Here is a 26,618-nt window from a genome sequence, read left to right as displayed (position 1 = left end):
CGGCCAAGTGGCTTTCCTTTCCCCGTATCCGCCCGAGGACCGCCCGGGGCCGGTCCCGGCCATGTGACCGCCGACCGCCCTCGCGGCGTCCGTAGGCCACGGTGGGTGAAGGATCAAGCGCACTCCGGAGAGGGCAAAGTCACAAGAGGAACCCGGGCTGGCCTTAAGCGCCCTGCCCTAGCATCTGGGCATGACGGTCCTGCCTGCCGACGGGCTTTCGTTGGCCGCCGAGTTCCCTGCTCCCGCCCATGAGCAATGGCAACGCCTCGTCGAAGGCGTACTGCGTAGATCGGGCAAGGAAGCCGAGGGTCCGGCCGCCGAGGAAGCACTGTCCACCACGGTGGAGGACGGGCTCATCACCCGCCCCCTCTACACCTCGCGCGACAGCGCGCCCGATGCCGGATACCCGGGTTTCGCCCCCTTCACCCGAGGCAGCAAGGCCGCGGGCAACGCGGCGGGCGGCTGGGACGTACGGCAGCGGCACGCCCTTCCGGACGTCGGCCGCCTCAACGAGGCCGTCCTCGCCGACCTGGAGAACGGCGTCACCTCGCTGTGGCTGACGCTCGGCGGCGGTGCCGGGGTCCCGGTGTCCGCGCTGGCGGCGGCGTTGGACGGGGTCTATCTCGACCTGGCACCCGTGGTCCTCGACGCCGGCGACGAGACCGACGCGGCCGCCGCGGAGCTGCTGCGGATCTGCGCGGAGCGCGGTGTCGACGCGCCGGACGTACGCGGCAATCTGGGCGCCGACCCGCTGGGGCGGGCCGCCCGCACGGGTGCGGAGCCCGACCACACGGCCGCCGTCCACTGGGCGCAGCGGTGCGCTCGGGAGTTCCCCGGGCTGCGTGCGCTGACCGTCGACGCGCTGCCGTACCACGAGGCGGGCGGTTCGGCCGCCGAGGAGCTGGGTGCCTCGCTGGCGACCGGGGTCGCCCTGCTGCGGACGCTGACGGACGCGGGGATGCCGGTCGAGGATGCCTGCGGGCAGTTGGAGTTCCGGTACGCGGCCACCGCCGACCAGTTCCTGACCATCGCCAAGCTGCGGGCCGCCCGGCGGCTCTGGTCGCGGGTGGCGGAGGTGTGCGGGGCGCCGGGGGCCGGTGCCCAGCGCCAGCACGCGGTGACGTCGTCGGTGATGATGACCCGTCGCGATCCCTGGGTGAACATGCTCCGCACGACGCTGGCCTGTCTGGGCGCGGGGGTCGGCGGCGCCGACTCCGTCACCGTGCTGCCCTTCGACCACGCCCTGGGCCTGCCGGACGCGTTCGCCCGCCGGATCGCCCGCAACACCTCGACGATCCTGCTGGAGGAGTCGCATCTGGCCCGGGTGGTCGACCCGGCGGGCGGTTCCTGGTACGTGGAGCGGCTCACCGCCGAACTGGCCGAGGCCGCGTGGGCGTTCTTCCAGGAGATCGAGCGGTCCGGCGGCCAGGCCGCCGCGCTGCGCTCGGGCATGATCGGGGACCGCCTCGCGGCCACCTGGGCGGCGCGCAGCAAGGATCTGGCCCGCCGCAAGGAACCGGTCACCGGGGTCAGCGAGTTCCCGCTGCTGTCGGAGCGTCCGGTGGAGCGCGATCCCGCGCCCCTGGCGGCGGACGGGCCGGGCGGTCTGCCCCGGGTGCGGCGGGACGAGGCGTTCGAGGCGCTGCGTGCCCGGTCGGACGCGCATCTCGCGGCGACCGGACAGCGGCCGAGGGTGTTCCTCGCCGCGCTGGGCCCCGCCGCCGCGCACACCGCGCGGGCCTCCTTCGCCGCCAATCTCTTCCAGGCGGGCGGTATCGAGCCGGTCCACGAGCCGGTCACGGTGGACGCGGCGACGGTCGCCGACGCCTTCCGGGCCAGTGGAGCCACCGTGGCGTGCCTCTGCTCCAGCGACGCGCTCTACGCCGAGCAGGCCGCGGCGGTCGCCGGGGAGCTGGGCGCGGCGGGGGCCCGCCGGGTCTTCCTGGCCGGCCGGCCCGGCGAGTACGCCGGTGTCGACGAGTACGTCTTCGCGGGCTCCGATGTGGTGGCCGTGCTCTCCTCCCTTCTCGACCGTATGGATGCGGCCTAATGCGTATCCCCGACTTCTCCGGCATCGAGCTCGGCGCGGGCGGTGCCGCCGAGGTCTCCGAGGACCGGTGGCGCACTTCGGTGAAGGAGTCCACCGGCGGTTCCGACAGCGATCTGCTGTGGGAGACCCCGGAAGGCATCGCGGTCAAGCCGCTGTACACCGGGCGCGACCTGGAAGGGCTCGACTTCCTCGGCACGTACCCGGGCATCGCCCCGTATCTGCGGGGCCCGTATCCGACGATGTACGTCAACCAGCCCTGGACGATCCGGCAGTACGCCGGGTTCTCCACGGCCGAGGAGTCGAACGCCTTCTACCGCCGTAACCTCGCGGCCGGGCAGAAGGGCCTCTCCGTCGCCTTCGACCTGCCCACCCACCGGGGCTACGACAGCGACCACCCCCGGGTGACGGGCGACGTCGGCATGGCGGGCGTGGCGATCGACTCGATCTACGACATGCGGCAGCTCTTCGACGGCATCCCGCTGGACCGGATGTCGGTGTCGATGACGATGAACGGCGCGGTCCTCCCGGTACTGGCGCTGTACATCGTGGCGGCGGAGGAGCAGGGTGTCGGGCCCGAGAAGCTGGCCGGAACCATTCAGAACGACATTCTGAAGGAGTTCATGGTCCGCAACACCTACATCTATCCGCCGAAGCCGTCGATGCGGATCATCTCGGACATCTTCGCGTTCACCTCGCAGAAGATGCCGCGCTACAACTCGATCTCCATTTCCGGCTACCACATCCAGGAGGCCGGTGCGACGGCCGATCTGGAGCTGGCGTACACCCTGGCCGACGGGGTGGAGTACCTGCGGGCGGGCCGGGACGCGGGGCTCGACGTGGACGCCTTCGCGCCGCGGCTGTCGTTCTTCTGGGCGATCGGCATGAACTTCTTCATGGAGATCGCGAAGTTGCGGGCCGCCCGGCTCCTGTGGGCCAAGCTGGTCAAGGAGTTCGGCCCGGAGAACACCAAGTCGCTTTCGCTGCGCACCCATTCGCAGACCTCGGGCTGGTCGCTGACGGCGCAGGACGTGTTCAACAACGTCACCCGGACCTGTGTGGAGGCGATGGCCGCCACCCAGGGGCACACCCAGTCGCTGCACACCAACGCGCTGGACGAGGCGCTCGCCCTGCCGACCGACTTCTCCGCCCGGATCGCCCGCAACACCCAGCTGCTCCTCCAGCAGGAGTCGGGCACCTGCCGGACGATCGACCCGTGGGGCGGCAGCGCGTACGTGGAGAAGCTGACGTACGACCTGGCGCGCCGGGCCTGGCAGCACATCGAGGAGGTCGAGGCGGCGGGCGGCATGGCGCAGGCCATCGACGCGGGCATCCCCAAGCTCCGGGTGGAGGAGGCCGCGGCCCGTACCCAGGCGCGGATCGACTCCGGCCGCCAGCCGGTCATCGGGGTGAACAAGTACCGGGTGGAGAGCGACGAGCAGATCGAGGTGCTCAAGGTCGACAACTCCTCGGTGCGTGCCCAGCAGATCGAGAAGCTGCGCCGGCTGCGCGCGGAGCGCGACGAGTCGGCCTGCCGGGCCGCGCTCCACGCGCTCACGGCGGCGGCGGAGCGGGGGCCGGGCCAGGGGCTGGAGGGCAACCTGCTGGCGCTCGCGGTCGACGCGGCACGGGCGAAGGCGACCGTGGGCGAGATCTCCGACGCCCTGGAGAAGGTGTACGGACGGCACGCCGGCCAGATCCGTACGATCTCCGGTGTGTACCGCAACGAGGCAGGTGAATCCCCTTCCGTGGACCGGACCCGGGCGCTGGTGGACAGGTTCGAGGAGGCCGAGGGGCGCCGTCCGCGCATCCTGGTCGCCAAGATGGGGCAGGACGGGCACGACCGGGGCCAGAAGGTGATCTCGACCGCCTTCGCCGACCTGGGCTTCGACGTCGACGTCGGCCCGCTGTTCCAGACCCCGGCCGAGGTGGCGCGGCAGGCGGTGGAGGCGGACGTGCACGTCGTGGGCGTCTCCTCGCTGGCGGCCGGGCACCTCACGCTGGTGCCGGCGCTCCGTGAGGAGCTGGCGGCCGAGGGGCGCGAGGACATCATGATCGTGGTGGGCGGGGTGATCCCGCCGCAGGACGTCGAGGCGCTGCACGAGGCGGGGGCGACGGCGGTGTTCCCGCCGGGCACGGTCATCCCGGACGCCGCGTACGACCTGGTGGCGCGGCTCGGTGCCGCGCTCGGCCACGAGCTGTGAGCGGCTGACCGGATGCCGCCCACCATCGACATCGACAGTTACGCGAAGGGAGTGCTCGACGGGAAGCGGGCGTACATCGCGCGCGCCATCACCCTCGTCGAGTCCCTCCGCCCCGACCACCGCGAGCTGGCCCAGCGGCTGCTGCGCGAGCTGCTGCCGTACTCCGGAAACGCCCGGCGGGTCGGCATCAGCGGGGTGCCGGGGGTGGGGAAGTCCACCTTCATCGACGCCCTGGGGACGATGCTCACCGGGCTCGGGCACCGGGTCGCGGTGCTGGCCGTCGACCCGTCCTCCAGCCGTACCGGCGGTTCCATCCTGGGCGACAAGACCAGGATGGAGCGGCTGGCGGTGGACCCGGCGGCGTTCGTCCGCCCGTCCCCGACCGCCGGGACGCTCGGCGGGGTGGCGAAGGCGACCCGGGAGTCCATCGTGGTGATGGAGGCCGCGGGGTACGACGTGGTGCTGGTGGAGACGGTCGGCGTCGGGCAGTCGGAGACGGCGGTGGCCAACATGGTCGACACATTTCTGCTGCTGACGCTGGCCCGGACCGGCGATCAGCTCCAGGGCATCAAGAAGGGCGTCCTGGAGCTGGCGGACGCGATCGCGGTGAACAAGGCGGACGGCCCGCACGAGCGCGACGCCCGCGCCGCCGCGCGTGAACTGGCGGGCGCGCTGCGGCTGATGCACCCGGCGGACGCGGCGTGGACCCCGCCGGTGCTGACGTGCAGCGCCCGCGAGTCGACCGGTCTGGACACCCTGTGGGAGCGGCTGGAGCAGCATCGGGCGCAGCTGGAGGCGAGCGGCCGGCTGGCCGCCAAGCGCCGGGACCAGCAGGTCGACTGGACCTGGACGATGGTCCGCGACGAGCTGCTGGAGAGCCTGCGCGCCCATCCCGAGGTGCGCTCCCTGACCCCGGGCCTCGAACAGCGGGTGCGTGACGGCGAGTTGACGCCGACGGCGGCGGCCGAGCACATCCTGGCCGCGTTCCGGGGCACCGCCTGATCCGCGCGGTGGGCCCGGTGGCCGGGGTTCTCCCCCGGCCACCGGGCCGCCTATCGTTGCGGGAGGTCGAGCTGGTACTCCACCGACCGGCGGGTCGGCCGGTAGCCGAGTGCGTCGTTGACGCGCCGCATGGGCGTGTTGCTGTCGGCGGCGTCCGTCAGCAGTCCTTCCAGGGCGGGGTGGTCCTCCCGGGCCCGGAGGACGGATCGGGCCTTCATCCACCGGGCGAGGCCGTGTCCCCGGTGCTCGGGGAGGACGCCGGTTCCGTAGTGCTGGGCGTCGCCCGTCCCGTCGCCCGGGACGACCAGTTCCGTGAAGCCCACGATCGTGGAGTCGGCCGTGTCGACCGCCGCGACGGTGTGGAGCAGGTCGCCGCGTGCCGCGACGGCCGCCGCGGCGGAGCGGACCCGGTCCACGTCCCAGACGACCGTGCCGAAGTCGGTGTCGTCCATGGGCATGTCGTCCATGGCCCGGCGGGAGCGGGCGAACGTCTCCGCGAGTCCGTCCGGGACGGTGCCGTGCCAGGAGACCAGCCGGTAGCCGGGGCGCGGCTGTCCGGCGGTCCGGCGCAGGGCCTCGATGTCGGCCTCCGCCAGCGCGAGGCGCGCGTAGGTCAGGGTCAGCACCGCGCGCGCCCCTCTGGCCCGCAGGAAGTGGTCGCCCGGGGAGTCGGCGCGGGCCTGGGCGAGGACGGTGCGCCGGCCTGCCTCGCGGGCGGCGGCCACGGCGGCGTCGAAGAGCCGTGAGCCGACGCCCGCGCGCCGCTCCGCCGGGTGCACCTGGATGTCGAGCTCGGCGAGGTGGTCCTGGCCCTCGCGGGTGAAGACCCGCAGGAACGCCGAACCGAGCGGGGTTCCCGAGGAATCGGCGGCGAGCCAGGCCAGGCGGTGGCCGCCCGGGGACGGGGCCGGGTCGGTCAGTGCGGTGACGCGTAGCGACAAGGTGACTCCTGGGCGCCGGAGCGCCGGTCGGCGACAAGGAGGGCGGACGGCCCGGAGCACCTCATCACCCGGCGAACGTCTCGGCAACCGGATATCGAGGGCCCCGGTCCCCTGTCCGCCGCCCGAGAGCCGTGGTACCGTGCGATCGGCTCCTGTGTACGCCTCTTTCGGAGGCGCCGGTGCCGATTCCTCTCTCCGAAGCCGCCGCACCGTTCCCCTTCCGGTCGGTGATCCGGCTTCCTCCCTGTCACTTCGCCCGGTCCGGACCGGTTTGTCCGTCCGGGTGTTTCCCGCCCGCCGTGCGGGGCGTGTTCCTTCCGCCCGCGTCGGCCGGCCTTCCCGTTCGCCCTGTCCGCGAAAGGACCCTCCACCATGACCAGCACGATCGAACTCCCCCTCCCGGCCACCGGGTCGGTGACCGAGGAAGCCACCGGCCTCCTCGACGTCACGCCCCGGGGACACGGCACCCTGCGCGTGCGCGACGGACTCCCCTCCCCCGATGACGTCGTGGTCCCCGACGCCCTGATCCGCCGCCACGGACTGCGTCGGGGCGACGCCGTCGCGGGGCGCTGCGACCAGCCGCGCACCCTGTCCGCCGTGGAGCGGGTCAACGGCCTTCCCCCGCGGGCCCTGCACGGCCGCCCGCACTTCCGCGACCTCACTCCGCTGCACCCGGAGCGGCGGCTTCGGCTGGAGACCGCGCCCGGCGGCACCGCGATGCGCCTGGTCGATCTGGTCGCACCGATCGGCAAGGGGCAGCGCGGGCTCGTCGTGGCGCCGCCCCGGACCGGCAAGACGGTGCTGCTCCAGCAGATCGCGGCCGCCGTCGCGGCCAACCATCCCGAGTGCCACCTGATGGTGGTGCTGGTCGACGAACGCCCCGAGGAGGTCACCGACATGCGCCGGTCGGTACGGGGCGAGGTGTTCGCCTCGACGTTCGACCGGCCCGCGACGGAGCACATCGCCCTCGCCGAGCTCGCGGTGGCCCGTGCCGAGCGGCTGGTCGAGCAGGGCCGGGACGTCGTCGTCCTGCTCGACTCCCTCACCCGGCTCTGCCGGGCCCACAACACCGCCTGCGCGGCGGGCGGGCGCACCCTCAGCGGGGGCGTCGACGCGTCCGCCCTGCTCGGCCCGAAGCGGCTCTTCGGCGCCGCACGGCTCACCGAGGAGGGCGGCTCGCTGACCATCCTGGCCACCGCGCTGGTGGAGACCGGTTCCCGCGCCGACGAGTACTTCTTCGAGGAGCTCAAGGGCACCGGGAACATGGAGCTGCGGCTCGACCGCCACCTCGCCGCCCGGCGCGTCCATCCGGCCGTGGACATCCCGGCGTCCGGCACCCGCCGGGAGGAACTACTCGTACCGTCCGGAGAGTTGAGGACCGTCCGGGCCCTGCGGCGTGCGCTGCACGGCAGGGATCCGCGGAACGCCCTGGAGACCCTGCTCGACCGGCTCCGCCGTACCCCGGACAACGCGGCCTTCCTGCGCGCCGTCCACTCCACCGTTCCCGAGGCGTGAGCCCCGGCCCGGCGCAATAGCATGACCGGGCCACCGCACGACACGTGCCTCACGCGTACAGGGAGAGCAGCCACATGGAGTTCCGTCGACTCGGGCGCAGCGGCCTGACCATCAGTGAGATCGCCTACGGGAACTGGCTCACGCACGGTTCCCAGGTCGAGGAGGAGACGGCCGCCGCCTGCATCCGGGCCGCGCTCGACGCCGGGATCACCACCTTCGACACCGCGGACGTGTACGCCGGGACCCGCGCCGAGGCGGTGCTGGGCCGAGCGCTGAAGGGCGAGCGCCGCGAAGGTCTGGAGGTGTTCACCAAGGTCTACTTCCCGACCGGCACCGGGCACAACGACCGGGGACTCGGCCGGAAGCACGTCATGGAGTCCATCGACAGCTCGCTGCGCCGGCTCCAGACCGACTACGTGGACCTCTACCAGGCGCACCGCTACGACCACTCGACGCCGCTGGAGGAGACGATGGAGGCGTTCGCCGACATCGTCCGGTCCGGCAAGGCGCTGTACATCGGGGTGTCGGAGTGGACGGCCGGGCAGCTGCGGGCCGGGCACGCCCTGGCGCGGGAGCTGCGGGTGCCGCTGATCTCCAACCAGCCGCAGTACTCGGCGCTGTGGCGGGTGATCGAGAGCGAGGTGGTGCCCGCCTCCGAGGAGCTGGGCATCGGTCAGATCGTCTGGTCGCCGATCGCCCAGGGCGTGCTGACGGGCAAGTACCGGCCCGGGGCGCCGCTGCCGCCCGGTACGCGGGCCACGGACGACAAGGGCGGCGCCGGCATGGTGGCCGACTGGCTGCGCGAGGAGGTGCTGGAGCGGGTGCAGCGGCTGCGGCCACTGGCCGACGCCGCCGGGCTCAGCATGGCGCAGCTCGCGGTCGCCTGGGTGCTGCAGAACCCGAACGTCTCGGCCGCGATCATCGGTGCCTCCCGGCCCGAGCAGGTGACGGAGAACATCGGCGCGGCCGGGGTGCGGCTCGACGCGGAGCTGCTGAAGGAGATCGACGCCGTTCTGGACCCGGTGGTCGAGCGGGACCCGGCCCACACGGGCAACGGCTGATCCGGGCGCGCCCCGGTCCCGCGCCGTACCGTGCGGGACCGGGCGCCGCGGGGATCAGGCGCGGGTGTGGAGTGCGGCGGTGTGCTCGCGGACCTGTGCGGGGGTGAGGTAGGAGTCGGTGTACTCGAAGTCCCGCAGGGTGGCCGGTTTGCGGGACTGGAAGCCGGTGCGGACGAAGTCGTCGCCCGCGACCGCGTTGAGCACCCAGTTGGTCATGACCCTCGCCTTGGCGACGTTGGTGCGCAGCGCCGACCAGTGGTAGCCGCGGGCGACGGCCTGGGCGAGGACGCCGTGCATCTCGACGCCGAGCGGCTTGGAGACCGCGTCCTTGCCGCCGAGGTCCACGACGAGCCCGAGGTCCTTGTGGACGTACGGCCGCATCGGCTGGTGGCGGAGGGTGGCGATGAGGTTCTCGGCGAGTCTGCGGCCCTGGCGCATGGCGTGCTGCGCGGTGGGCGGGCAGACGGCTCCGTCGCCCTTGCTCAGGTCGGGGACGGCCGCGCAGTCGCCGAGGGCGAAGACGCCGTCGAAGCCGGGCAGGCTCATCTCGGAGGTGACGGCCAGCCGGCCGCGTACCGTCTCCGCGTCGAACGTCTTGACCAGGGGGCTCGCGGCGACGCCCGCCGTCCAGATCAGGGTGCGGCAGGGCAGCACCCGGCCGTCGGTGAAGGTGACCTGCTCCGCGCCGGCCTCGGCGATCGAGACGCCGAGCGACACCTCGATGCCCCGGGCCCGCAGCATCTCCATGGCGCTCCGGCCCAGTTTGTCGCCGAGTTCGGGCATCAGCTTCGGGGCGATGTCGATGAGGTGCCACTTGATGAGCCTCGGGTCGAGCCGGGGGTACTGCTGGAGCGCGTTGGTGGTGAGGCGTTGCAGGCACGCCGCGGTCTCGGTGCCGGCGTAGCCGCCGCCGACCACCACGAACTGGAGCCGGGAGGCTCGCTCGGCCTCGTCGTCGCTGGCGTCCGCGAGGTCGAGCTGGGCGATCACGTGGTCGCGCACGTAGGCGGCCTCGGCCAGGGTCTTCATGCCCCGCGCGTGCTCCAGCAGGCCGGGGATGTCGAAGGTGCGGGTGACGCTTCCGGCGCTGAGCACGATGTAGTCGTAGCGCTCGTAGACGATCTCGTCGGTGATCTTGCGGATGACGCAGACCTTCGCCGCGGGGTCCACCCCGATGGCTCCGCCGGGGACGATCCGGGTGCGGTGCCTGCGGCTGCGGCGCAGTGAGACGGCGACCGACTGCGGGGTGAGCACGCCCGCCGCGACCTGCGGCAGCAGCGGGAGGTAGAGCTGGTACGAGAACGGGGCGACGAGGGCGATGTCCGCCTCTCCCGGGGCGAGGCGGCGCTCCAGGCGGCGTACGCACTCCACTCCGGCGAATCCGGCGCCGACAACGAGGATCCTGGGTCGTGCCACGGTGTTCGTCCCTTCTCGGGCCTGTACGGTCGTCCGTTCGCCTGCCCCTCCCCTCGCACGCGCCCGTCGTCACCCATCCTGACGAACCCGTGCGGACTTCGCCTGCTGGGGACGGCGGACGGACGACGGCGGACGGACGGAGCCGCGCCGGGGGCTCAGGGCCGCTCGCTCCCGGGGGCGCCGGGGATCCCGGTGGGCGGGCGGTTGCGGGATGCGTCGAGGGCCCGGACGGCGGGGTGGTGCAGGTCGAAGGCCGGGGACTCGGAGCGGATCCTCGGCAGGGCGGTGAAGTTGTGGCGCGGCGGCGGGCAGGAGGTCGCCCACTCCAGTGAGCGGCCGTAGCCCCACGGGTCGTCGGTCCGGACCGGCTCGCCGTATCTGGCGGTCTTCCAGACGTTGTAGAGGAACGGCAGGACCGACAGGCCGAGCAGGAACGAGGAGATGGTGGAGACCGTGTTCAGCGCGGTGAAGCCGTCCGCGGCGAGGTAGTCGGCGTAGCGGCGCGGCATGCCCTCCGCGCCCAGCCAGTGCTGCACGAGGAAGGTGCCGTGGAAACCGGCGAAGAGCGTCCAGAACGTCACCTTCCCGAGCCGTTCGTCGAGCATCTTGCCGGTGAACTTCGGCCACCAGAAGTGGAATCCGGAGAACATCGCGAACACCACGGTGCCGAAGACGACGTAGTGGAAGTGGGCGACCACGAAGTAGGAGTCCGAGACGTGGAAGTCCATCGGCGGCGAGGCCAGGATCACCCCGGTCAGGCCGCCGAAGAGGAAGGTGACCAGGAAGCCGATCGACCAGAGCATCGGGGTCTCGAAGGACAACGATCCCTTCCACATGGTGCCGATCCAGTTGAAGAACTTCACCCCGGTCGGCACCGCGATGAGGAAGGTCATGAACGAGAAGAACGGCAGCAGTACCGCGCCCGTGACGAACATGTGGTGGGCCCAGACGGTCGCGGAGAGCCCGGCGATGGCGATCGTCGCGCCGACGAGGCCGATGTAGCCGAAGATCGGTTTGCGGCTGAAGACCGGGATGACCTCGCTGACGATGCCGAAGAACGGCAGGGCGATGATGTAGACCTCCGGGTGGCCGAAGAACCAGAAGAGGTGCTGCCAGAGCAGCGCGCCGCCGTTGGCGGGGTCGAAGACGTGCGCGCCGAACTTGCGGTCCGCCTCCAGCACCAGCAGGGCCGCCGCGAGGACCGGGAAGGCCAGCAGGACGAGCACCGCGGTCAGCAGGACGTTCCAGACGAAGATCGGCATCCGGAACATGGTCATGCCGGGGGCGCGCAGGCAGATGATCGTGGTGATGAAGTTGACCGAGCCGAGGATCGTGCCGAAGCCGGAGAACGCCAGGCCCATGATCCACAGGTCGCTGCCGATGCCGGGCGAGCGGACCGCGTCGGTCAGCGGCGAGTAGGCGAACCAGCCGAAGTCGGCCGCGCCCTGCGGGGTGAGGAAGCCCGCGACGACGATGAGCGAGCCGAAGAGGTAGAGCCAGTACGCGAAGGCGTTCAGCCTCGGGAACGCGACATCGGGCGCACCGATCTGGAGCGGCATGATCCAGTTGGTGAATCCGGCGAACAGCGGCGTCGCGAACATCAGCAGCATGATCGTGCCGTGGATGGTGAACGCCTGGTTGAACTGTTCGGCCGACAGGAACTGCAGTCCCGGGCGGGCCAGTTCGGCCCGCATCATCAGGGCCAGCACCCCGCCGACGAGGAAGAAGGCGAAGGAGGTGACGAGGTAGAGGCTGCCGATGGTCTTGTGGTCGGTGGTGGTCAGCCAGGTGACGACGGCGTTCCCGGGTTCCCTGGCGCGGACCGGCAGTTCGTCGGCGTACGCCGCCTCGTCCTCGGCCGCACCTGCTGTGCCCGTCGTCACCGGGGCGCTCCTTCGGTCGTCGCTCGCGGCCGGCCGTGGGGCGCCTCCGCCGCCGCGACGGCCGGCGGGCTCCTCCCGCGCGCGTCACGCCGGATTGCAGGTGCAGCAAATCAGCCACGGGGCGGCCGGACGGGTTCCGCCCGGCCGCCGCCGCGCCACATTCACCCGACAGGGGGCGGCCCGGGGCCGGGAACGACTGGAACACCAGTTCCGCACCCGAACGGAGATACGGAACCGCCCCGGCCGGGCGTACTGCCGGCCGGGGCGGAGGGGCGGGGCGCCTGGGCGCGCCCACCGGAGGTGTTTCCGGGCGTTTCGTCAGCCGATGGAGGCGATGGCCTCGACGAAGGTCGCCGACGGGCGCATGACGGCGGCGGCCTTCGCCGGGTCGGGCTGGTAGTAGCCACCGATCTCGGCGGGCGAGCCCTGCACCGCGATCAGCTCGTCGACGATGGTCCGCTCCTGCTCGCCCAGCGTCTTGGCGAGCGCGGCGAACGACTGCGCGAGCTGCGGGTCCTCGGTCTGGCGCGCCAGCTCCTGGGCCCAGTACAGGGCCAGGTAGAAGTGGCTGCCGCGGTTGTCGATCCCGCCCAGCTTGCGGCTCGGCGACTTGTCCTCGTTGAGGAAGGTGCCGGTCGCGCGGTCGAGCGTGTCGGCGAGGATCTTGGCCCGCGCGTTGCCCGTGGTCGCCGCGAGGTGCTCGAAGCTGGCCGCGAGGGCGAAGAACTCGCCCAGGCTGTCCCAGCGCAGGTAGTTCTCCTTGACGAGCTGCTGGACGTGCTTGGGCGCGGAGCCGCCGGCGCCCGTCTCGAAGAGACCGCCGCCGTTCATGAGCGGGACGACCGAGAGCATCTTCGCGCTCGTGCCCAGCTCCAGGATCGGGAACAGGTCGGTCAGGTAGTCGCGGAGCACGTTGCCGGTGACGGAGATGGTGTCCTCACCGCGGCGGATGCGCTCCAGCGAGAAGGCGGTGGCCTTCACCGGCGACATGATCTCGATCTGCAGACCGTCGGTGTCGTGGTCGGCGAGGTACGTCCTGACCTTGGCGATCAGCTGCGCGTCGTGGGCGCGGTCCTCGTCGAGCCAGAACACGGCCGGGGCGCCGGTGGCCCGGGCCCGGGTGACGGCGAGCTTGACCCAGTCCTGGATCGGCAGGTCCTTGGCCTGGCACATGCGGAAGATGTCGCCGGCGCCGACGGCCTGCTCCAGGACGACGTCGCCGTTGCCGTCGAGGACCCGCACCGTACCGGTGGTGGGGATCTCGAAGGTCTTGTCGTGGCTGCCGTACTCCTCGGCCTTCTGCGCCATCAGGCCGACGTTCGGGACCGAGCCCATGGTCGACGGGTCGAAGGCGCCGTGGGCGCGGCAGTCGTCGAGGACGACCTGGTAGACGCCCGCGTAGCTGCTGTCCGGCAGCACGGCGAGGGTGTCGGCCTCCTGGCCGTCCGGGCCCCACATGTGGCCGGAGGTGCGGATCATGGCCGGCATGGAGGCGTCCACGATGACGTCGCTCGGCACGTGCAGGTTGGTGATGCCCTTGTCGGAGTCGACCATGGCGAGCGCGGGGCCCTCGGCCAGCTCGGCCTCGAAGGACGCCTTGATCTCGGCGCCGACGTGCGGCACCCCGTCCAGGCCCTTGAGGATGGCGCCGAGGCCGTCGTTCGGGGAGAGGCCGGCCGCGGCGAGCACGTCACCGTACTTCGCAAAGGTGTTCGGGAAGAAGGCGCGGACCACGTGGCCGAAGATGATCGGGTCGGAGACCTTCATCATGGTGGCCTTGAGGTGGACCGAGAAGAGCACGCCCTCGGCCTTGGCGCGGGCGACCTGCGCGGTCAGGAACTCGCGCAGCGCGGCGACGCGCATGACCGCGGCGTCGACGACCTCGCCCGCCAGGACCGGGACCGACTCGCGCAGCACGGTGGTGGTGCCGTCGTCACCCGCGAGCTCGATGCGCAGCGAACCGGCCTCGGTGATCACCGTGGACTTCTCGGTGGAGCGGAAGTCGTCGACGCCCATGGTGGCGACGTTCGTCTTCGAGTCGGCGGACCACTTGCCCATGCGGTGCGGGTGCGCCTTGGCGTAGTTCTTGACCGAGGCGGGGGCGCGGCGGTCGGAGTTGCCCTCGCGCAGTACGGGGTTGACGGCGCTGCCCTTGACCTTGTCGTAGCGCGCGCGGACGTCCTTGTCCTCGTCGGTCTGCGGGTCGTCCGGGTAGTCCGGAAGCGCGTAGCCCTGCGCCTGGAGCTCGGCGATCGCCGCCTTCAGCTGCGGGATCGAGGCGGAGATGTTGGGCAGCTTGATGATGTTGGCCTCGGGGCGCTTGGCCAGCTCACCGAGCTCGGCGAGCGCGTCGTCGATGCGCTGGCCCTCCTCCAGGCGCTCCGGGAAGCCCGCGATGATGCGCCCCGCCAGCGAGATGTCACGGCTCTCGACATTGACCCCCGCCGTCGAGGCGTACGCCTGGACGACCGGCAGGAACGAATACGTCGCCAGGGCCGGGGCCTCGTCGGTGTGTGTGTAGATGATGGTCGAGTCAGTCACCCTGTGCTCCGCTCCACGTCTGCGACATTGCTTGACATCAAGATATCTCGTGACCGCCCCGGTCTCGACAGGGCCCCGCCCCCGCTCCCGGCGAACCGCCCCTTCGGCGCCGTACGGCACGCCCCGGCGGGCCCGTCCGCCCCGGCCGTCGGCGCTCGGGCCCGCCCTCCCGGCGGTCAACGGACGGGTGGCATACGGTGGTTGCCGACCGCCTTCAGAAGGAGTGCGCACATGCCTGTCTCGCTGGGTCTCGGTCTTCCGCAGATGAAGCAGTACGACCTCGGCCGCGACGTGGCCGAGGTGGCCCGCGCCGCGGAGGACATCGGCTACGAGAGCCTCTGGGTCTTCGAGCGGATCATCTTCCCCGAGCCCGCCACGCAGGGCCTGTACAACGTTCCGGGCCTGCCCTGGCCCGACCAGTACCGCAGCGTCGCCGACCCGCTGATCACCCTGGCGCTGGCCGCCGGGGCGACGAGCCGGGCCCGGCTCGGCACCAGCGTCCTGGTCGCCCCGCTGCACGTGCCCTTCCAGCTGGCCCGTTCGCTCGCCTCGCTCGACACCGCGAGCGGCGGCCGGGTGATCGCGGGTCTCGGTACGGGCTGGTCCCTGGACGAGTACGCGGCCGCCTCGGTCGCCCCGTTCGAGAAGCGGGGCGCGGTCCTGGACGAGCTGCTCGACGTGTGCGCCGCCGTCTGGGGCCCCGACCCGGTCTCGTACACCGGGACGCTGACCACCATCGCCCCCTCCGAGGTCGGCCCGAAGCCGGCCCGTCCCGTCCCGGTGTACCTGCCGGCGAACAGCCCCCGGGCCACCCGCCGCCTGGTCGACCGGGCGGACGGCTGGCTGCCCGTCGCCATGGGCGCCGACCGGCTCACCGAGCAGTGGGACCGGATCCGGGAGGTGGCGGCCGAACGGGGCCGGGAGCGGCCGCTCGGCGTCTGCGTACGGGCCAACGCCCGGTACAGCGCCGCACCGGTGACGGGGGCGGACCGCGCGCCCTTCCACGGCGACGTGGCGCAGATCGTGGCGGACCTGGCGGCCCACGCCGCCACCGGCGTCCCGGAGATCCTGCTGGACCTCCAGGGCACGACGCGCGACGCCTCGGAGCTGATCGACGTGGCCGCCGAGGTGTACCGGGCGGCGCGCGCGGCCGGCGTCTGAGGGCCCGCCCCGGTCCGGGGCGTCAGCGGCGGCGCCCCGCGCCGCGACGGCGGCGCCCCGGTTCGGGGCGGCCGCCGTCCAGCTGGATCCAGATCCGGATCTCGGTCCCGCCGAGGACGGAGCGGCCGACGCGGACATCGCCGCCGGTGGCCTCCGCCATCCGCCGGACGATGTCGAGCCCGAGCCCGGTCGAACCGGTGCGGCCGTCGCCGTTGCCCCGGGCGAGGGCCGCGGCCGGGTCCGGGATGCCGGGTCCCGCGTCGGAGACCAGCACGATCACCACGTCACCGCCGTTGTGCACGTCCACCGAGAAGGCGGTGCCCTCCGGGGTGTGCCGGAAGACGTTGCCCAGCAGGGCGTCGAGCGCGGCCACCAGGTCGGCCCGGGCCACCGGGATCAATACGGGGCGGTCGATGCCCGCGACGCTCACCGGGCGCCCCTCGTCCTCGGCGAGCGCGGACCAGAAGTCCATCCGCTCGCGGATCACCTCGGCCGCGTCGCAGCCCGCTCCGGGGACCGGCACGCCGGTGCGCGGCCTGGCCTCGCGGGCGGTGCGGATGATCGTGTCGACCTCGCGCTCCAGCTGCTCGACGGCGGCCCTGGTGTGCTCGGCGGCGGGCCCCTCGCCCAGCGAGGCGGCGTTGAGCCGGAGCACCGTCAGGGGCGTGCGCAGCCGGTGCGAGAGGTCCGCGGCGAGTTCCCGTTCGTTGGCGAGCAGCCGCACCACCTGGTCGGCCATGGAGTTGAAGGCGACCGCGGCCTGCTTCAGTTCGGTGGGCCCGTCCTCGGGCACCCGGACACCGAGCCTGCCCTCGCCCAGTTCGAGCGCGGCGTCCGCGAGCTGTTCGGCCGGCTGGATGAGCCGTACGCCGAGCCGGTCGGCCACCGCGACCGCGCCGACGACCAGCGCGACACCGACCCCGGCCAGCATGATCCAGGCGGTGGTCACCCCGTCGGTGACATCGGCGTCGGAGACGAACACCTCGACGATCGAGGTCTCGGCGGAGTTCAGCGCGATGGGTGCCAGCAGCGCCGATCCGCCCGGTACGTCCGAGATCCCGGAACGGCCCAGCCGCCGGACGGCCTCGATCTCGTCTCGGGAGGCCCGGCCGTGGCCGAGCTCGACCTCGGGGCGGTCGCCGTGGGGCGGGATGTGCAGGGCCATCCGCCCGGCCGCCCCGGCGTCGGTGGAGAGCATGGCCCGGCTCAGCTGGGTCCGGTCGGTGGTGATGGAGAGCGTGGGCCCGATGGCGGCCGCCTGCCGCTCGGCGTTCGAGAACGCCCGGTCGGACGCCATCTCCCTGACGACCAGTCCGAGCGGCACCGCGAAGGCGACCACCACCATCACGGTGACCGCGAGGCAGACCCTGACCAGAGCCCATCTCACCGAGGGGGCTCCAGCTTCACGCCCACGCCCCGGAAGGTACGCAGATAGCGCGGCGACGCCGCGGACTCGCCCAACTTCCGCCGCAGCCACGACAGATGGACGTCGATCGTCTGGTCGTCGCCGTACGGCTGCTGCCACACCTGGGCCAGCAGCTCCTTGCGCGAGACGACGACCCCGGGCCGGCCGGCGAGAAAGGCGAGCAGGTCGAACTCACGGCGGGTCAGGTCGAGCGCGGCACCGTCCAGGGCCGCCTGTCGGCGGAGCGGGTCGATCGTGAGCCCGCCGACCTGGATCACCTGGGAGACCGGGGCACCACCGGTGTCGGCCGCGCGGGCGCGCCGCAGGATCGCGGCGATGCGCGCCGAGAGGTGCTCGACGGAGAACGGCTTGGTCAGGTAGTCGTCGGCGCCGTCGTTGAGCAGCCGCACGATCTCGGTCTCGTCGTCCCGGGCGGTGGCGATGATCACCGGTACGTCGGTGATGCCGCGCAGCATCTTCAGCGCCTTGGCCCCGTCCAGATCGGGGAGCCCGAGGTCGAGAATGACCACGTCGAAACGGAACTGGGAGACCTCGCGCAGCGCTTCGAGGGCGGTTCCGACGCTCCGTACGACGTGCGACGCCTCGGTCAGATGCCTGATGAGGGCTGATCGCACGAAACGGTCGTCCTCGACGACGAGCACACTAGCCATGGAAAAATTGTATGGCGTTCAACGAACTGCTCCCCGCGTCGGGTGCCGGGACGCGCACATGATGCAATAGGCCCCACGATGCGACGAGCACTGGTACACAGCATAGCCTGGGTGCTCTCCACGGGAGCCGCTGTCACGCTGTCCTGGTGGGGAGTTCACACCGCGATGACGGGCACCGCGTACGACCCTCCCCGCGCCGTGCCCATCGCGGAGGCCGAGCGCGCCTCGAACAGCCTGCCCGAGCCCGGGAAGACCCCTTCCCGACGTCCCGTGAAGTCCCCGGAACCCACCCGCTCCGAGCCCGGCGGGGTGCGGCAGGACGGCTCCGCCGGGAGCCCGTCGCCCGATGCCCCCCGCACCCCCGCCCGGCCGCCCGCGCCGGACCCGAGCCGCACCGCCCCCGGCGGGTCCGCGAACGTCAAGGGCTACACCGTCGACGGCGGACGGGTCGTCTTCGACATCAAGCGGTCCTCGGCCGAGCTGGTCTCGGCGACCCCGAACTCCGGCTGGCAGATGCAGGTCTGGAAGACGGCCCAGTGGATCCGGGTGACGTTCACCCAGGGCGACCGGGAGATCTCGGTCTTCTGCACCTGGTACCAGCACGCGCCGCTCGTCGAGATCGAGGGGCAGTAGCCCGGCCCGCCGGACATCCCTCCGGCCGCCTCCGGCACAACGCGCCGCCGACTCAGTAGAGTCGGCGGCGACTCGGCGAGTCCGCCCGGTCGGTGCGCGCCTCCTGCCCCGAGGAGCGGACCTTCCCCTCTCGTCAGGAGACCCCGTTGAGCATGCTGATCAACACCCCCGAGACCGTGGTCGCGGACGCGCTGCGCGGTATGGCGGCCGCCCATCCGGCGCTGGTCGTGGACGTCGAGAACCGCACGGTGGTGCGCCGTGACGCGCCCGTGGCGGGGAAGGTGGCGCTGGTCTCCGGCGGCGGTTCCGGGCACGAGCCCCTGCACGCCGGGTTCGTCGGGCCCGGGATGCTGTCGGCCGCCTGCCCCGGCGAGGTGTTCACCTCGCCCGTGCCGGACCAGATGGTGCGGGCCGCCTCGGCGGTCGACGGCGGCGCGGGCGTGCTGTTCGTCGTCAAGAACTACACGGGCGACGTGCTGAACTTCGAGATGGCCGCGGAGCTCGCCGAGGAGGACGGCGTACGGGTCGAGCAGGTGCTGGTCGACGACGACGTGGCGGTGACGGACAGCCTCTTCACCGCGGGGCGGCGGGGTACCGGCGCCACGCTCTTCGTCGAGAAGATCGCCGGAGCGGCGGCCGAGGAGGGCGCCCCGCTGGACCGGGTGGCGGCCGTCGCCCGGCAGGTCAACGCGTCGTCGCGGAGCTTCGGGGTGGCGCTGGGCGCGGTCACCACCCCGGCCAAGGGCTCCCCCACCTTCGACCTGCCGCCGGACGAGCTGGAGCTGGGCATCGGCATCCACGGCGAGCCCGGCCGGGAGCGGCGGCCGATGATGACCTCGCGGGAGATCGCGGACGTCGCGGTGGGCGCGGTCCTGGACGACCTGCGGCCGACCGGGCCGGTGCTCGTCCTCGTCAACGGCATGGGCGCCACGCCGCTGCTGGAGCTGTACGGGTTCGGCGCGGAGGTGGCGCGGGTGCTGTCCGAGCGGGGTGTGGCGGTGGCCCGTACGCTCGTGGGGAACCATGTGACCTCGCTCGACATGGCGGGCTGTTCGGTGACGCTCTGCCAGGTGGACGAGGAGCTGCTGCGGCTCTGGGACGCGCCGGTGGAGACGCCCGCGTTGCGCTGGGGCCGTTGATCCGCCCGTGCCCCGCCCGTCCCGCCCGTTCTGCTGGAGCGACAAGGAGATCATGTGCTCGACGCCGACTTCTTCCACCGCTGGATGACCGCGTCCGCCGCCCTGGTGGACCGTGAGGCGGACCGTCTCACCGACCTCGACGCCGCGATCGGGGACGCCGATCACGGCAGCAACATGCGGCGCGGCTTCGCCGCGGTGACCAAGGTCCTGGCCGAGGAGGGGCCGGGGACCCCCGGGGCGGTGCTGACGCTGGCCGGGCGGCAGCTCATCTCGACCGTCGGCGGGGCCTCCGGCCCGCTGTACGGGACGCTGCTGCGGCGCACCGGCAAGGCCCTGGGCGACGCCCCCGCCGTGTCGAAGCGGGAGCTGGCCGGGGCGCTGGCCGAGGGCGTCGCCGCGGTGGCGCAGCTCGGCGGGGCGAAGGCCGGGGACAAGACGATGCTGGACGCGCTGCTGCCGGCCGTCGAGGCGCTCGGCACCTCGTTCGACGCGGCCCGGGAGGCGGCGGACACGGGGGCGCTGGCCACGGTGCCGATGCTGGCCCGCAAGGGCCGGGCGAGCTATCTGGGCGAGCGCAGCGTCGGGCACCAGGATCCCGGGGCCACCTCGGCGGCGCTGCTGATCACCGCACTGGCCGAAACGGCCGGGGGTGCGGCATGAGCGCCGGTGGCGGGGTCGGGATCGTGCTGGTCTCGCACAGCGGTCCGGTGGCCGAGTCCGTGGCGGAGCTGGCCAGGGGGCTGGCGGCGGGCGGTGCCACGGCTCCGGTGGCCGCCGCGGGCGGGCTGCCCGGCGGCGGGCTGGGGACGAGCGCGGAGCTGATCGCCGGGGCCGCCCGGTCGGTGGACTCCGGCGCGGGTGTGGCGCTCCTGGTCGACCTGGGCAGCGCGGTGCTCACGGTGAAGTCGATGCTGGCCGAGGGCGACGAACTGCCGGACGGTTCCCGGCTGGTGGACGCGCCGTTCGTGGAGGGCGCGGTGGCCGCGGTGGTCACCGCGTCGGCGGGCGGCGACATCGAGGCGGTGGCGGCCGCCGCGTCGGAGGCGTACGCGTACCGCAAGCTGTAGCCGGACGGGCCGCCCGCACCGTGGTGCGGGCAGCCCGGGTCCCACGGCGTCAGGCGGCGTCGGCGGCGGCCGCGACGATCCTGATCCGTACCCGCTCGGTCGTGCCGTTCACCGTCACGGCGAGGGTGACGGTGCCCGGCCGGAGCGCGGTGAGGGTGCCGGTGGCCGGGTCGAGGACGGCCGTGCGCCGGGGCCCCGGTCCCTTCGCGTCCCCGATGAGGACGTTCGGGGATCCGGTCCAGTCCGCCGCCAGCGGGAAGCCGACCGGGACCTCGCGGCTGCCCTGGGTGACGGTCGCGGTGACCTTCGTACGGCCTCCGGCCTGGAGCACCGGCGGTGCGTCGATCCGTACCGCGTCGACGTGCGCGCGGGTCTGTACGGAGACCCAGTCGGGTCCGCCCCGCCACGGCCGCTGCCGTGCCGCGGCCTGTTCGCCCGGTCCGACGCGGTCGGCGCCCACCAGCGACCATCCGGTGAAGCCGCCGTCGGCGGCGGGTCCGGCCGGTGCCTTCCCGGAGTTCCCGTTGATCAGATAGGGCACTCCGTCGACGTGCGAGGCGTTGAAAACCCCCACGTGGCCGCCGATGAAGGCCGCGCCCTTGCCCGTGGTGCGGCGGAAGTCGGCGAGCCACTGCTCGATCAGGGCGGCCTCCTTGCGGTCGCCGAGCTGACTGCCCTTCTGCACGGTCGGGTCGCGCGGCGGGACGTGCTGGATCAGCATCAGCGAGTCGACGCTCCGGTCCTTGGCCGCCGCGTCCAGCTGGGCGCGGAGCTGCCGGATCTGGGCGAAGCCGCCGCCGCGCAGGCCGAGGCTGGAGGTGTCGAGGGTGACGAAGCGGGTGCCCTTGTGGTCGAAGGTGCGCTGGGCGGGCCCGAACTCCTGGACGAAGTTGTCGATCCGACCGCCCATCACCTCGTGGTTGCCCGGCACGTAGTACCAGGGCAGCGCGGACCCGAGCTCCTCGTCGAGGATCCGGTGGGCGAAGGCCAGGTCGGCGGGCGAGCCCTCGTCGACGAAGTCCCCGGCGATCACCAGGAAGTCCGGGGCGGCCGCCCTGATCTCGCGCAGGGTGCGCCGGGCCTGGGCGACGAGGGCGCTGTCCGGTTCGCGGGCGACGAACTGGGCGTCGGACATCACGGCGAACCTCCAGTCCCGGCGGCCGGTCACGGCGGCCGGGTCGATCAGCGGATCGGCGGGGGCGGCCTGTTCGGGCAGCTCGACGGTGGGCGGCACCTGGGCGGTGAGTTCGTCGATGACGATCCCTCCGGTGTACTGCTTGGCGGCCGCGGTCTCCGCGAGGTAGAAGCGGGAGACGGAGAGCGGCATGGCGGTGCCCGGCGGCACGTCGAAGGTGACCTGCCGCCAGCCGGTCCAGGTCACGTACGGGCCGCGCAGCAGCTGGTCGGAGCCGGCCGCGTCCTTGAGGTGCAGGGTCGGCCAGGCGCCGTTGCCGTCGCCCTTGATCCACAACTTGAACGACTGGGGCTGACCGGGCACGGTGACCGGCCGGGGCGGGGCGGCGTAGGCGGCGCGGGTGGCGGTGGAGAGGGTGAAGTCGTAGTCGAGCCTCAGCCCGGTGCCGGTGCGGCCGTCGGGGGTGGCGGTCAGCGATCCGTCGGCCCGGGCCTGGCTGAACTTCCAGGACGCGGCGTCGTCGAAGGAGGAGACGGCCTGTTCGGTGAGGCCGACGCTGACGGCGAGGACGGTGGTGGCGCCCGCGACGGTCGCCGTGACCAGCCCGGCGCCGGAGCCGGTGCGCGAGGCGACGGTGAACGAGCCCTGCCCGTCGTCGCGGATGTCGAAGAGCGCGCGGTCGTAGTCGAGCGCGACGTCGCGCGGTTCGACGGGGGCGCCGGTGCCGTGGGCGTCGAGCCCGACGATGCCGAAGGTGCCGGTGGCTCCGCCGTCGGCGAGGCCCACCCGCCGGGTGGTGGGCTGGATGCGGGCCAGCTCGTCGAGGACGGTGAGGGTGGCGGTACCGCGGGCCGGTCCGTGCTGGGCGCGTACCTCGGTGGTACCGCCCGCGCGTGCGGTGAAGAGCCCGTGGGCGTCGACCGTGCCGACCGAGCCGCGGGTGGTGTTCCAGCGCGGGGCACCCTGGGCGGGGCCGTACGTCTCGTCGTAGCCGGTCGCGGTGAGGCGCCGGGTGAGGCCGGGGAAGACCCGGTCGGGATGGCCGCCCTTGACGGGGTCGGTGCCCGGTGCGACGGCGGCGGGGGTGCGGGGCCGGACCCAGTAGCCCTTGAGCCGTCCGCTGCCGTCGGGGGCGGTGAGGGCGAGGCCGTTGGGGACGGTGCGCTCGCTGCCGTCGGACGGGCTGTTCTCCACCTGGAGCGCGTCGCTCCCGGGGGCGCGGGCGACCAGGGTCGAGGAGCCGCCGCCGTCCAGGTTGAGCGCGCTGTACGAGCCGGCCCGGCGCATCATCAGGCCGAGTTCGGTGAGGGTGACGCCGCCGCTGTCCGCCTGGCGGCCGTCGACGGTGATGATCTGCATCGCCCGGCCGTCCTTGGAGAAGCCGACGGCGGTGCGGGGCGCGGCGGTGTTGTTGCCCTCGCCCTCGTGGTTCTGGGCGACGCCGTCGACGACCAGGAGTTCCCGGCCGCCGACGGCGGTGCGCGGCACGGCGCCGGAGTCGGTGCGCGCCCGGTAGGCCAGGGACACCGGGTCGCCGGGCCGGAGCGCGGCGATCGCGGCGGCGGACGCCTCCCGGCCGATCAGGAAGGTGGTCCCGTCCGGGACGGGCCCCGATCCGGGCGCGTCCGCCACGGAGACGACCCTGCCGTCCCGGACGGCCGCCTCGGCGACCGGTTTCCCGGCGTCCACGGTGAGGGCGCGGTCGGCGCTCCCCCAGGCGGAGGTGTACGCGCCGATGGAGCCGGACGGCACATTGGCGGCGTTGTACGCGGTCAGCGGTCGCCGGCCGGAGGGCAGGGTGAGCGTCCCCTCGAAGTAGAGGTCGAGGATGCGGCCCGCGCTGTCCGGGCCGATGCCGACGGCCCGGTTGATCCCCGGGGCGGGCGACTGGACGGGGGCCCCGTCCTTGACGCCGATGCCTTCCGGGGCCCCGGTCTGGTTGATGTCGAAGAAGTCGGCGTTGATCGCGGCGACGGTCCGGCGGCCGGAACCGGCGTCGTGCCGGGCGGCGAGTTCGGAGACGGTGCGCCGTTCGGAGACCTTGCCGGAGGAGAGGTAGTCGGCGCGTACCCCGCTGCCGGCGAGATCGACCGAGAGCTGGTCGACCCGCAGCCACTTGTCGGATTCCAGCCGGTCGTAGGAGTCGAGCCGGATCCCGGGGGCGAGGGGGCGGGAGGCCCGCGCGGTCTCGATGCCGTCGCCGTCCGCGACCGCCCGGGGCGACGCGCTCGGGGCGCTGCTCGCCGGGGGCGGGGCGACGGGGCGGAGGATCTCGGCGGCCGTGCCGGGACGCGGGTCGGGGTTCGGGTCCGCGAGTGCGGGCTGGATCATGCCGAGTGTCAGGGCGGACGCCGTCGCGAGGAGTACCAGCGGGCGGGCCGCGGTCCTGGGCCGTCTCGCCGCCCTCCCGCGCCGTCCGTTCGTCGTACCGACTGTGCCAAGGCCCACAAGTCCTCCTGGTTTCCCGATGGTTGCGCGGCCCGGTGCGGGCGGCGGGCGTGTCCGGCGGACAGCATGGCCGGGGCCGGGGCGGCGCACCAGGGGGCATCGGGAACCTCACGGAGAACAGGCGGCGTCGGACCGATGACGTGGATGATCAAGGGCGTGCTCCGGAAGGAGCGTCGTCTGCCCGGAGGGCGGCCCCGCGGGTGCCCGGTGCGTGCGATCGCGAGGCGGAAGGCCGCCCCGGTACTTTCGAAGCACGTCGCGGAAGAGGGGGTGTCGTCGGCGCCGGTACACCGGGGCCGGGGCGCAGACTTGACGGCATGCCATCACCGGGGCGCACCACGCGCAGTGCGGGTCTTCTGCTGTTCCGCCGTACGGGCGGGACCGGTTTCGAGGTGCTCATCGGGCACATGGGCGGCCCGTTCTGGGCGCGCCGGGAGCAGGCGGCGTGGTCGGTCCCCAAGGGGGAGTACGGCCCCGACGAGGAACCGGCCGCGGCGGCCGCGCGCGAGTTCGGGGAGGAGTTCGGGCACCCGGTGCCGAAGGGTCCGTGGATCGCGTTGGGCGAGAGCCGTCAGTCCGGGGGGAAGACCGTGACCGTGTGGGCGCTGGAGGCCGATGTCGACGCCGCTTCGGCGGTCCCGGGGACGTTCACCATGGAGTGGCCGAGGGGGTCGGGGGTGGAGCGGGAGTTCCCGGAGGTCGACCGGTTCGCCTGGTGCGCGCCCGAGGAGGCGGCCGGGCGGCTCGTGGCCGGGCAGCGGGTCTTCCTCGACCGGCTGCGGGAGCGGCTGGCGGAGGGGCCGGCCGCGCCCTGACCGGGGCCCGGCCCCGCCGGGTCAGCCGTGGCCGACCTGGGCGGCCTCGATGCTGCTGTGCAGGTCGTTCGTCGCGTCGAGCGCGGCGGCGCCGGAGACGACCAGGCAGGCGAGCAGTACGGCGGCCGCGGCGCGCCCCGCGCGGCGGCGTGCGGGGGCGCGGCCGAGCAGGGCGGCGACCCGGCGCGGTACGGGACCGGCCGCGGCGGCGAGCGCGGCCCTCGGGCGGGTCGGTGCGGCGCTCTCGTCGGTGCGGGCGGCGAGGGCGGCCCGGCCGATGGCGCGGGCGGCGATCCGCCGGTCCCCGACGGCCGATGCCGCGGCCTCGTCGGCGCAGCGCTCCAGGGCGTACCGCATGGGGGCGCGCAGGGAGCGCAGCGCGGGGTGGCAGAGCGCGGCCGCCTCGGCGACGACGGTGAAGAGGTGGTGGCGGCCGGTGAGGTGGGCGCGTTCGTGGGCGAGCAGCGCCTCGCGTTCGGCGGGGTCGAGGGCGTGGAGCATTCCGGTGGTGACGACGATCCGGCCGGGGGTGCCGGGGCGTCCGGGGAGGGCGTAGGCGTCGGGGCGGCTGTCGGGCAGCACGGTCAGTTCGCCGTCCGCCGGCCCCTCGGCCGGTGCGGCGGTCCCCAGCTCCGCCCAGTGGCGGCGGACGGTGCGGGCGACGGCGGTGGCGCAGCCGAGCAGCAGGGCCAGCGCGGCGGCCGCCAGAGGGACGGCGACGGCCGGGGCGGCCCCGGCCGTCGGCCGGACCAGCTCGCCGAGGGCGGAGACGACGGAGAAGCGGGTCGCGCCGGGCACCACGAGCAGCGCCAGGGCGAGGAGGCCGGACAGGGCGAGGCCGGCGCCGGTCGCGGTGAGCAGCAGCACGGCGCGGGCGGGGGCCAGCGCGTCGGCGAGTCGCCGGGCCGCGGGCACCGCCAGGAACGGCATCAGCAGCGGGATCCAGACGGCGTAGATCATGGGGCCTCCCCGTCGAGCAGCTCCCGGAGCAGTCGCTCGTCCTCGTCGGTGAGCTGCGAGACGAACCGGGCCAGGACGGTGCCCCGGTCCTCGCGCTTGCGGAGTTCGCTGTGCATCCGGCGGGCGGTCAGTCCGGGCTCGTCCTCGGTGGGGGTGTAGGCGAATCCGCGGCCGGCGCGGCTGCGGGCGACGGCGCCCTTCTCGTACAGGCGGGACAGGATCGTGGTGACGGTGGTGCGGGCGAGGGAGGGGCCGATGGCGCTCTGGACCTGGCCGGGGGTGAGGGGGGTTCCGGCCGCCCACAGGGCCGTGAGGATCGTGGATTCCAGCTCGCCGGAAGGGCGGCGCTCCGGTGCGGCGCCGGGGCTCGTGGCGGCCGGGCGGGGGGTGCCCGGGGCGGGCCGGGAGGGCGGTTCGCGGTGCGGGTCGGGGGCTGCCTCCCCGTTCGGTATCCCCTTCGCCTGGGACATGGGAACTCTCCTCCCCCATCGGGCGTCTACAGTGATGTAGACCGTCTACGCCACTGTAGTCAGTCCGGGCGCCCCGTCGGCCGCCCGCTCACCATTATGGGAGA

General features: G+C 73.4%; 20 protein-coding genes. 11 read left to right on the top strand and 9 right to left on the bottom strand.

All coding sequences use genetic code 11. The annotated features are described in order from the left end of the window. The first annotated feature begins 190 nt into the window (after positions 1–190). The 3 genes from mutA to meaB are packed head-to-tail and all read left to right on the top strand — an operon-like array spanning position 191 to position 5,253. On the top strand, positions 191–2,050 hold the full coding sequence (gene mutA / locus ACF08W_RS16345; RefSeq protein ID WP_392279625.1) for a methylmalonyl-CoA mutase small subunit: 1,860 nt from the start codon (positions 191–193) through the stop codon (positions 2,048–2,050). Further along, positions 2,050–4,251: a methylmalonyl-CoA mutase gene (gene scpA, locus ACF08W_RS16340; RefSeq protein ID WP_392279624.1), complete on the top strand. Its 2,202-nt coding sequence runs from the start codon at positions 2,050–2,052 to the stop codon at positions 4,249–4,251. The genes mutA and scpA overlap by 1 nt, the downstream gene beginning before the upstream one ends. 12 nt (positions 4,252–4,263) lie before the next feature. Continuing rightward, the gene (gene meaB, locus ACF08W_RS16335; protein WP_385212449.1) at positions 4,264–5,253 is read left to right on the top strand and encodes a methylmalonyl Co-A mutase-associated GTPase MeaB; all 990 of its coding nucleotides are present in this window, start codon (positions 4,264–4,266) and stop codon (positions 5,251–5,253) included. Positions 5,254–5,303: 50 nt separating this feature from the next. Here the strand turns inward: meaB and ACF08W_RS16330 are convergent, their stop codons facing one another. Then, on the bottom strand, positions 5,304–6,194 hold the full coding sequence (locus ACF08W_RS16330; protein WP_385212451.1) for a GNAT family N-acetyltransferase: 891 nt from the start codon (positions 6,192–6,194) through the stop codon (positions 5,304–5,306). 372 nt (positions 6,195–6,566) lie between these two features. Between ACF08W_RS16330 and rho the strand changes: the two genes are divergently transcribed. Together rho and ACF08W_RS16320 are read left to right on the top strand one after the other, a co-directional pair. Next, positions 6,567–7,709 carry a transcription termination factor Rho gene (rho, locus tag ACF08W_RS16325; RefSeq protein WP_392279623.1) on the top strand — a complete coding sequence of 381 codons (1,143 nt, stop codon included), beginning with the start codon at positions 6,567–6,569 and terminating at the stop codon, positions 7,707–7,709. 74 nt (positions 7,710–7,783) lie between these two features. Beyond that, positions 7,784–8,770 carry an aldo/keto reductase family protein gene (locus ACF08W_RS16320; protein WP_352277969.1) on the top strand — a complete coding sequence of 329 codons (987 nt, stop codon included), beginning with the start codon at positions 7,784–7,786 and terminating at the stop codon, positions 8,768–8,770. A gap of 54 nt (positions 8,771–8,824) precedes the next feature. Here the strand turns inward: ACF08W_RS16320 and ACF08W_RS16315 are convergent, their stop codons facing one another. From ACF08W_RS16315 to ACF08W_RS16305, 3 genes are all read right to left on the bottom strand, one after another. Further along, entirely contained in the window at positions 8,825–10,186 is a 1,362-nt protein-coding gene (locus ACF08W_RS16315; RefSeq protein WP_352277968.1) for an NAD(P)/FAD-dependent oxidoreductase, read from the bottom strand. A gap of 155 nt (positions 10,187–10,341) precedes the next feature. Further along, on the bottom strand, positions 10,342–12,069 hold the full coding sequence (gene ctaD, locus ACF08W_RS16310) for a cytochrome c oxidase subunit I (RefSeq protein ID WP_392279622.1): 1,728 nt from the start codon (positions 12,067–12,069) through the stop codon (positions 10,342–10,344). Positions 12,070–12,387: 318 nt separating this feature from the next. After that, positions 12,388–14,610, bottom strand: a complete 2,223-nt coding sequence (locus ACF08W_RS16305; protein ID WP_392279621.1) for an NADP-dependent isocitrate dehydrogenase — start codon at positions 14,608–14,610, stop codon at positions 12,388–12,390. 231 nt (positions 14,611–14,841) lie between these two features. Between ACF08W_RS16305 and ACF08W_RS16300 the strand changes: the two genes are divergently transcribed. Next, positions 14,842–15,771, top strand: coding sequence for an LLM class F420-dependent oxidoreductase (locus ACF08W_RS16300; protein ID WP_392279620.1), 930 nt, complete (start codon positions 14,842–14,844; stop codon positions 15,769–15,771). 22 nt (positions 15,772–15,793) lie between these two features. Here the strand turns inward: ACF08W_RS16300 and ACF08W_RS16295 are convergent, their stop codons facing one another. Next, positions 15,794–17,158 carry an ATP-binding protein gene (locus tag ACF08W_RS16295; protein WP_385212462.1) on the bottom strand — a complete coding sequence of 455 codons (1,365 nt, stop codon included), beginning with the start codon at positions 17,156–17,158 and terminating at the stop codon, positions 15,794–15,796. Then, positions 17,155–17,847, bottom strand: coding sequence for a response regulator transcription factor (locus tag ACF08W_RS16290; RefSeq protein ID WP_385212464.1), 693 nt, complete (start codon positions 17,845–17,847; stop codon positions 17,155–17,157). Before ACF08W_RS16290 ends, ACF08W_RS16295 begins: the two co-directional genes overlap by 4 nt. Before the next feature lie 78 nt (positions 17,848–17,925). On the opposite strand from ACF08W_RS16290, the gene ACF08W_RS16285 reads away from it, so the two are divergent. From ACF08W_RS16285 to ACF08W_RS16270, 4 genes are all read left to right on the top strand, one after another. Beyond that, positions 17,926–18,480, top strand: a complete 555-nt coding sequence (locus tag ACF08W_RS16285) for a hypothetical protein (RefSeq protein WP_385212466.1) — start codon at positions 17,926–17,928, stop codon at positions 18,478–18,480. 146 nt (positions 18,481–18,626) lie between these two features. Continuing rightward, entirely contained in the window at positions 18,627–19,619 is a 993-nt protein-coding gene (gene dhaK, locus ACF08W_RS16280; RefSeq protein WP_352277956.1) for a dihydroxyacetone kinase subunit DhaK, read from the top strand. A 54-nt stretch (positions 19,620–19,673) separates the two neighbouring features. Beyond that, complete coding sequence (gene dhaL / locus ACF08W_RS16275; RefSeq protein WP_392279619.1) at positions 19,674–20,279, top strand: dihydroxyacetone kinase subunit DhaL; 606 nt, start codon at positions 19,674–19,676, stop codon at positions 20,277–20,279. Next, positions 20,276–20,686, top strand: a complete 411-nt coding sequence (locus tag ACF08W_RS16270) for a PTS fructose transporter subunit IIA (RefSeq protein WP_352277953.1) — start codon at positions 20,276–20,278, stop codon at positions 20,684–20,686. Before dhaL ends, ACF08W_RS16270 begins: the two co-directional genes overlap by 4 nt. Positions 20,687–20,735: 49 nt before the next feature. Here the strand turns inward: ACF08W_RS16270 and ACF08W_RS16265 are convergent, their stop codons facing one another. Next, positions 20,736–24,152, bottom strand: a complete 3,417-nt coding sequence (locus tag ACF08W_RS16265) for a phosphodiester glycosidase family protein (RefSeq protein WP_392279618.1) — start codon at positions 24,150–24,152, stop codon at positions 20,736–20,738. 434 nt (positions 24,153–24,586) lie between these two features. On the opposite strand from ACF08W_RS16265, the gene ACF08W_RS16260 reads away from it, so the two are divergent. Continuing rightward, positions 24,587–25,084 carry an NUDIX domain-containing protein gene (locus ACF08W_RS16260; RefSeq protein WP_392279617.1) on the top strand — a complete coding sequence of 166 codons (498 nt, stop codon included), beginning with the start codon at positions 24,587–24,589 and terminating at the stop codon, positions 25,082–25,084. A 21-nt stretch (positions 25,085–25,105) separates the two neighbouring features. Here ACF08W_RS16260 and ACF08W_RS16255 read toward each other — a convergent pair whose 3' ends face one another. Together ACF08W_RS16255 and ACF08W_RS16250 are read right to left on the bottom strand one after the other, a co-directional pair. Continuing rightward, a complete protein-coding gene (locus ACF08W_RS16255; protein ID WP_385212475.1) occupies positions 25,106–26,044 on the bottom strand; it encodes a M56 family metallopeptidase in 939 nt (312 codons plus the stop codon). Beyond that, positions 26,041–26,373, bottom strand: a complete 333-nt coding sequence (locus ACF08W_RS16250) for a BlaI/MecI/CopY family transcriptional regulator (RefSeq protein WP_352278028.1) — start codon at positions 26,371–26,373, stop codon at positions 26,041–26,043. The genes ACF08W_RS16255 and ACF08W_RS16250 overlap by 4 nt, the downstream gene beginning before the upstream one ends. Between the last annotated feature and the right edge of the window lie 245 nt (positions 26,374–26,618).

Source organism: Streptomyces sp. NPDC015144, from assembly GCF_043079735.1.
Lineage (GTDB): Bacteria > Actinomycetota > Actinomycetes > Streptomycetales > Streptomycetaceae > Streptomyces.
This window is presented reverse-complemented; position numbering and strand designations above follow the sequence as displayed.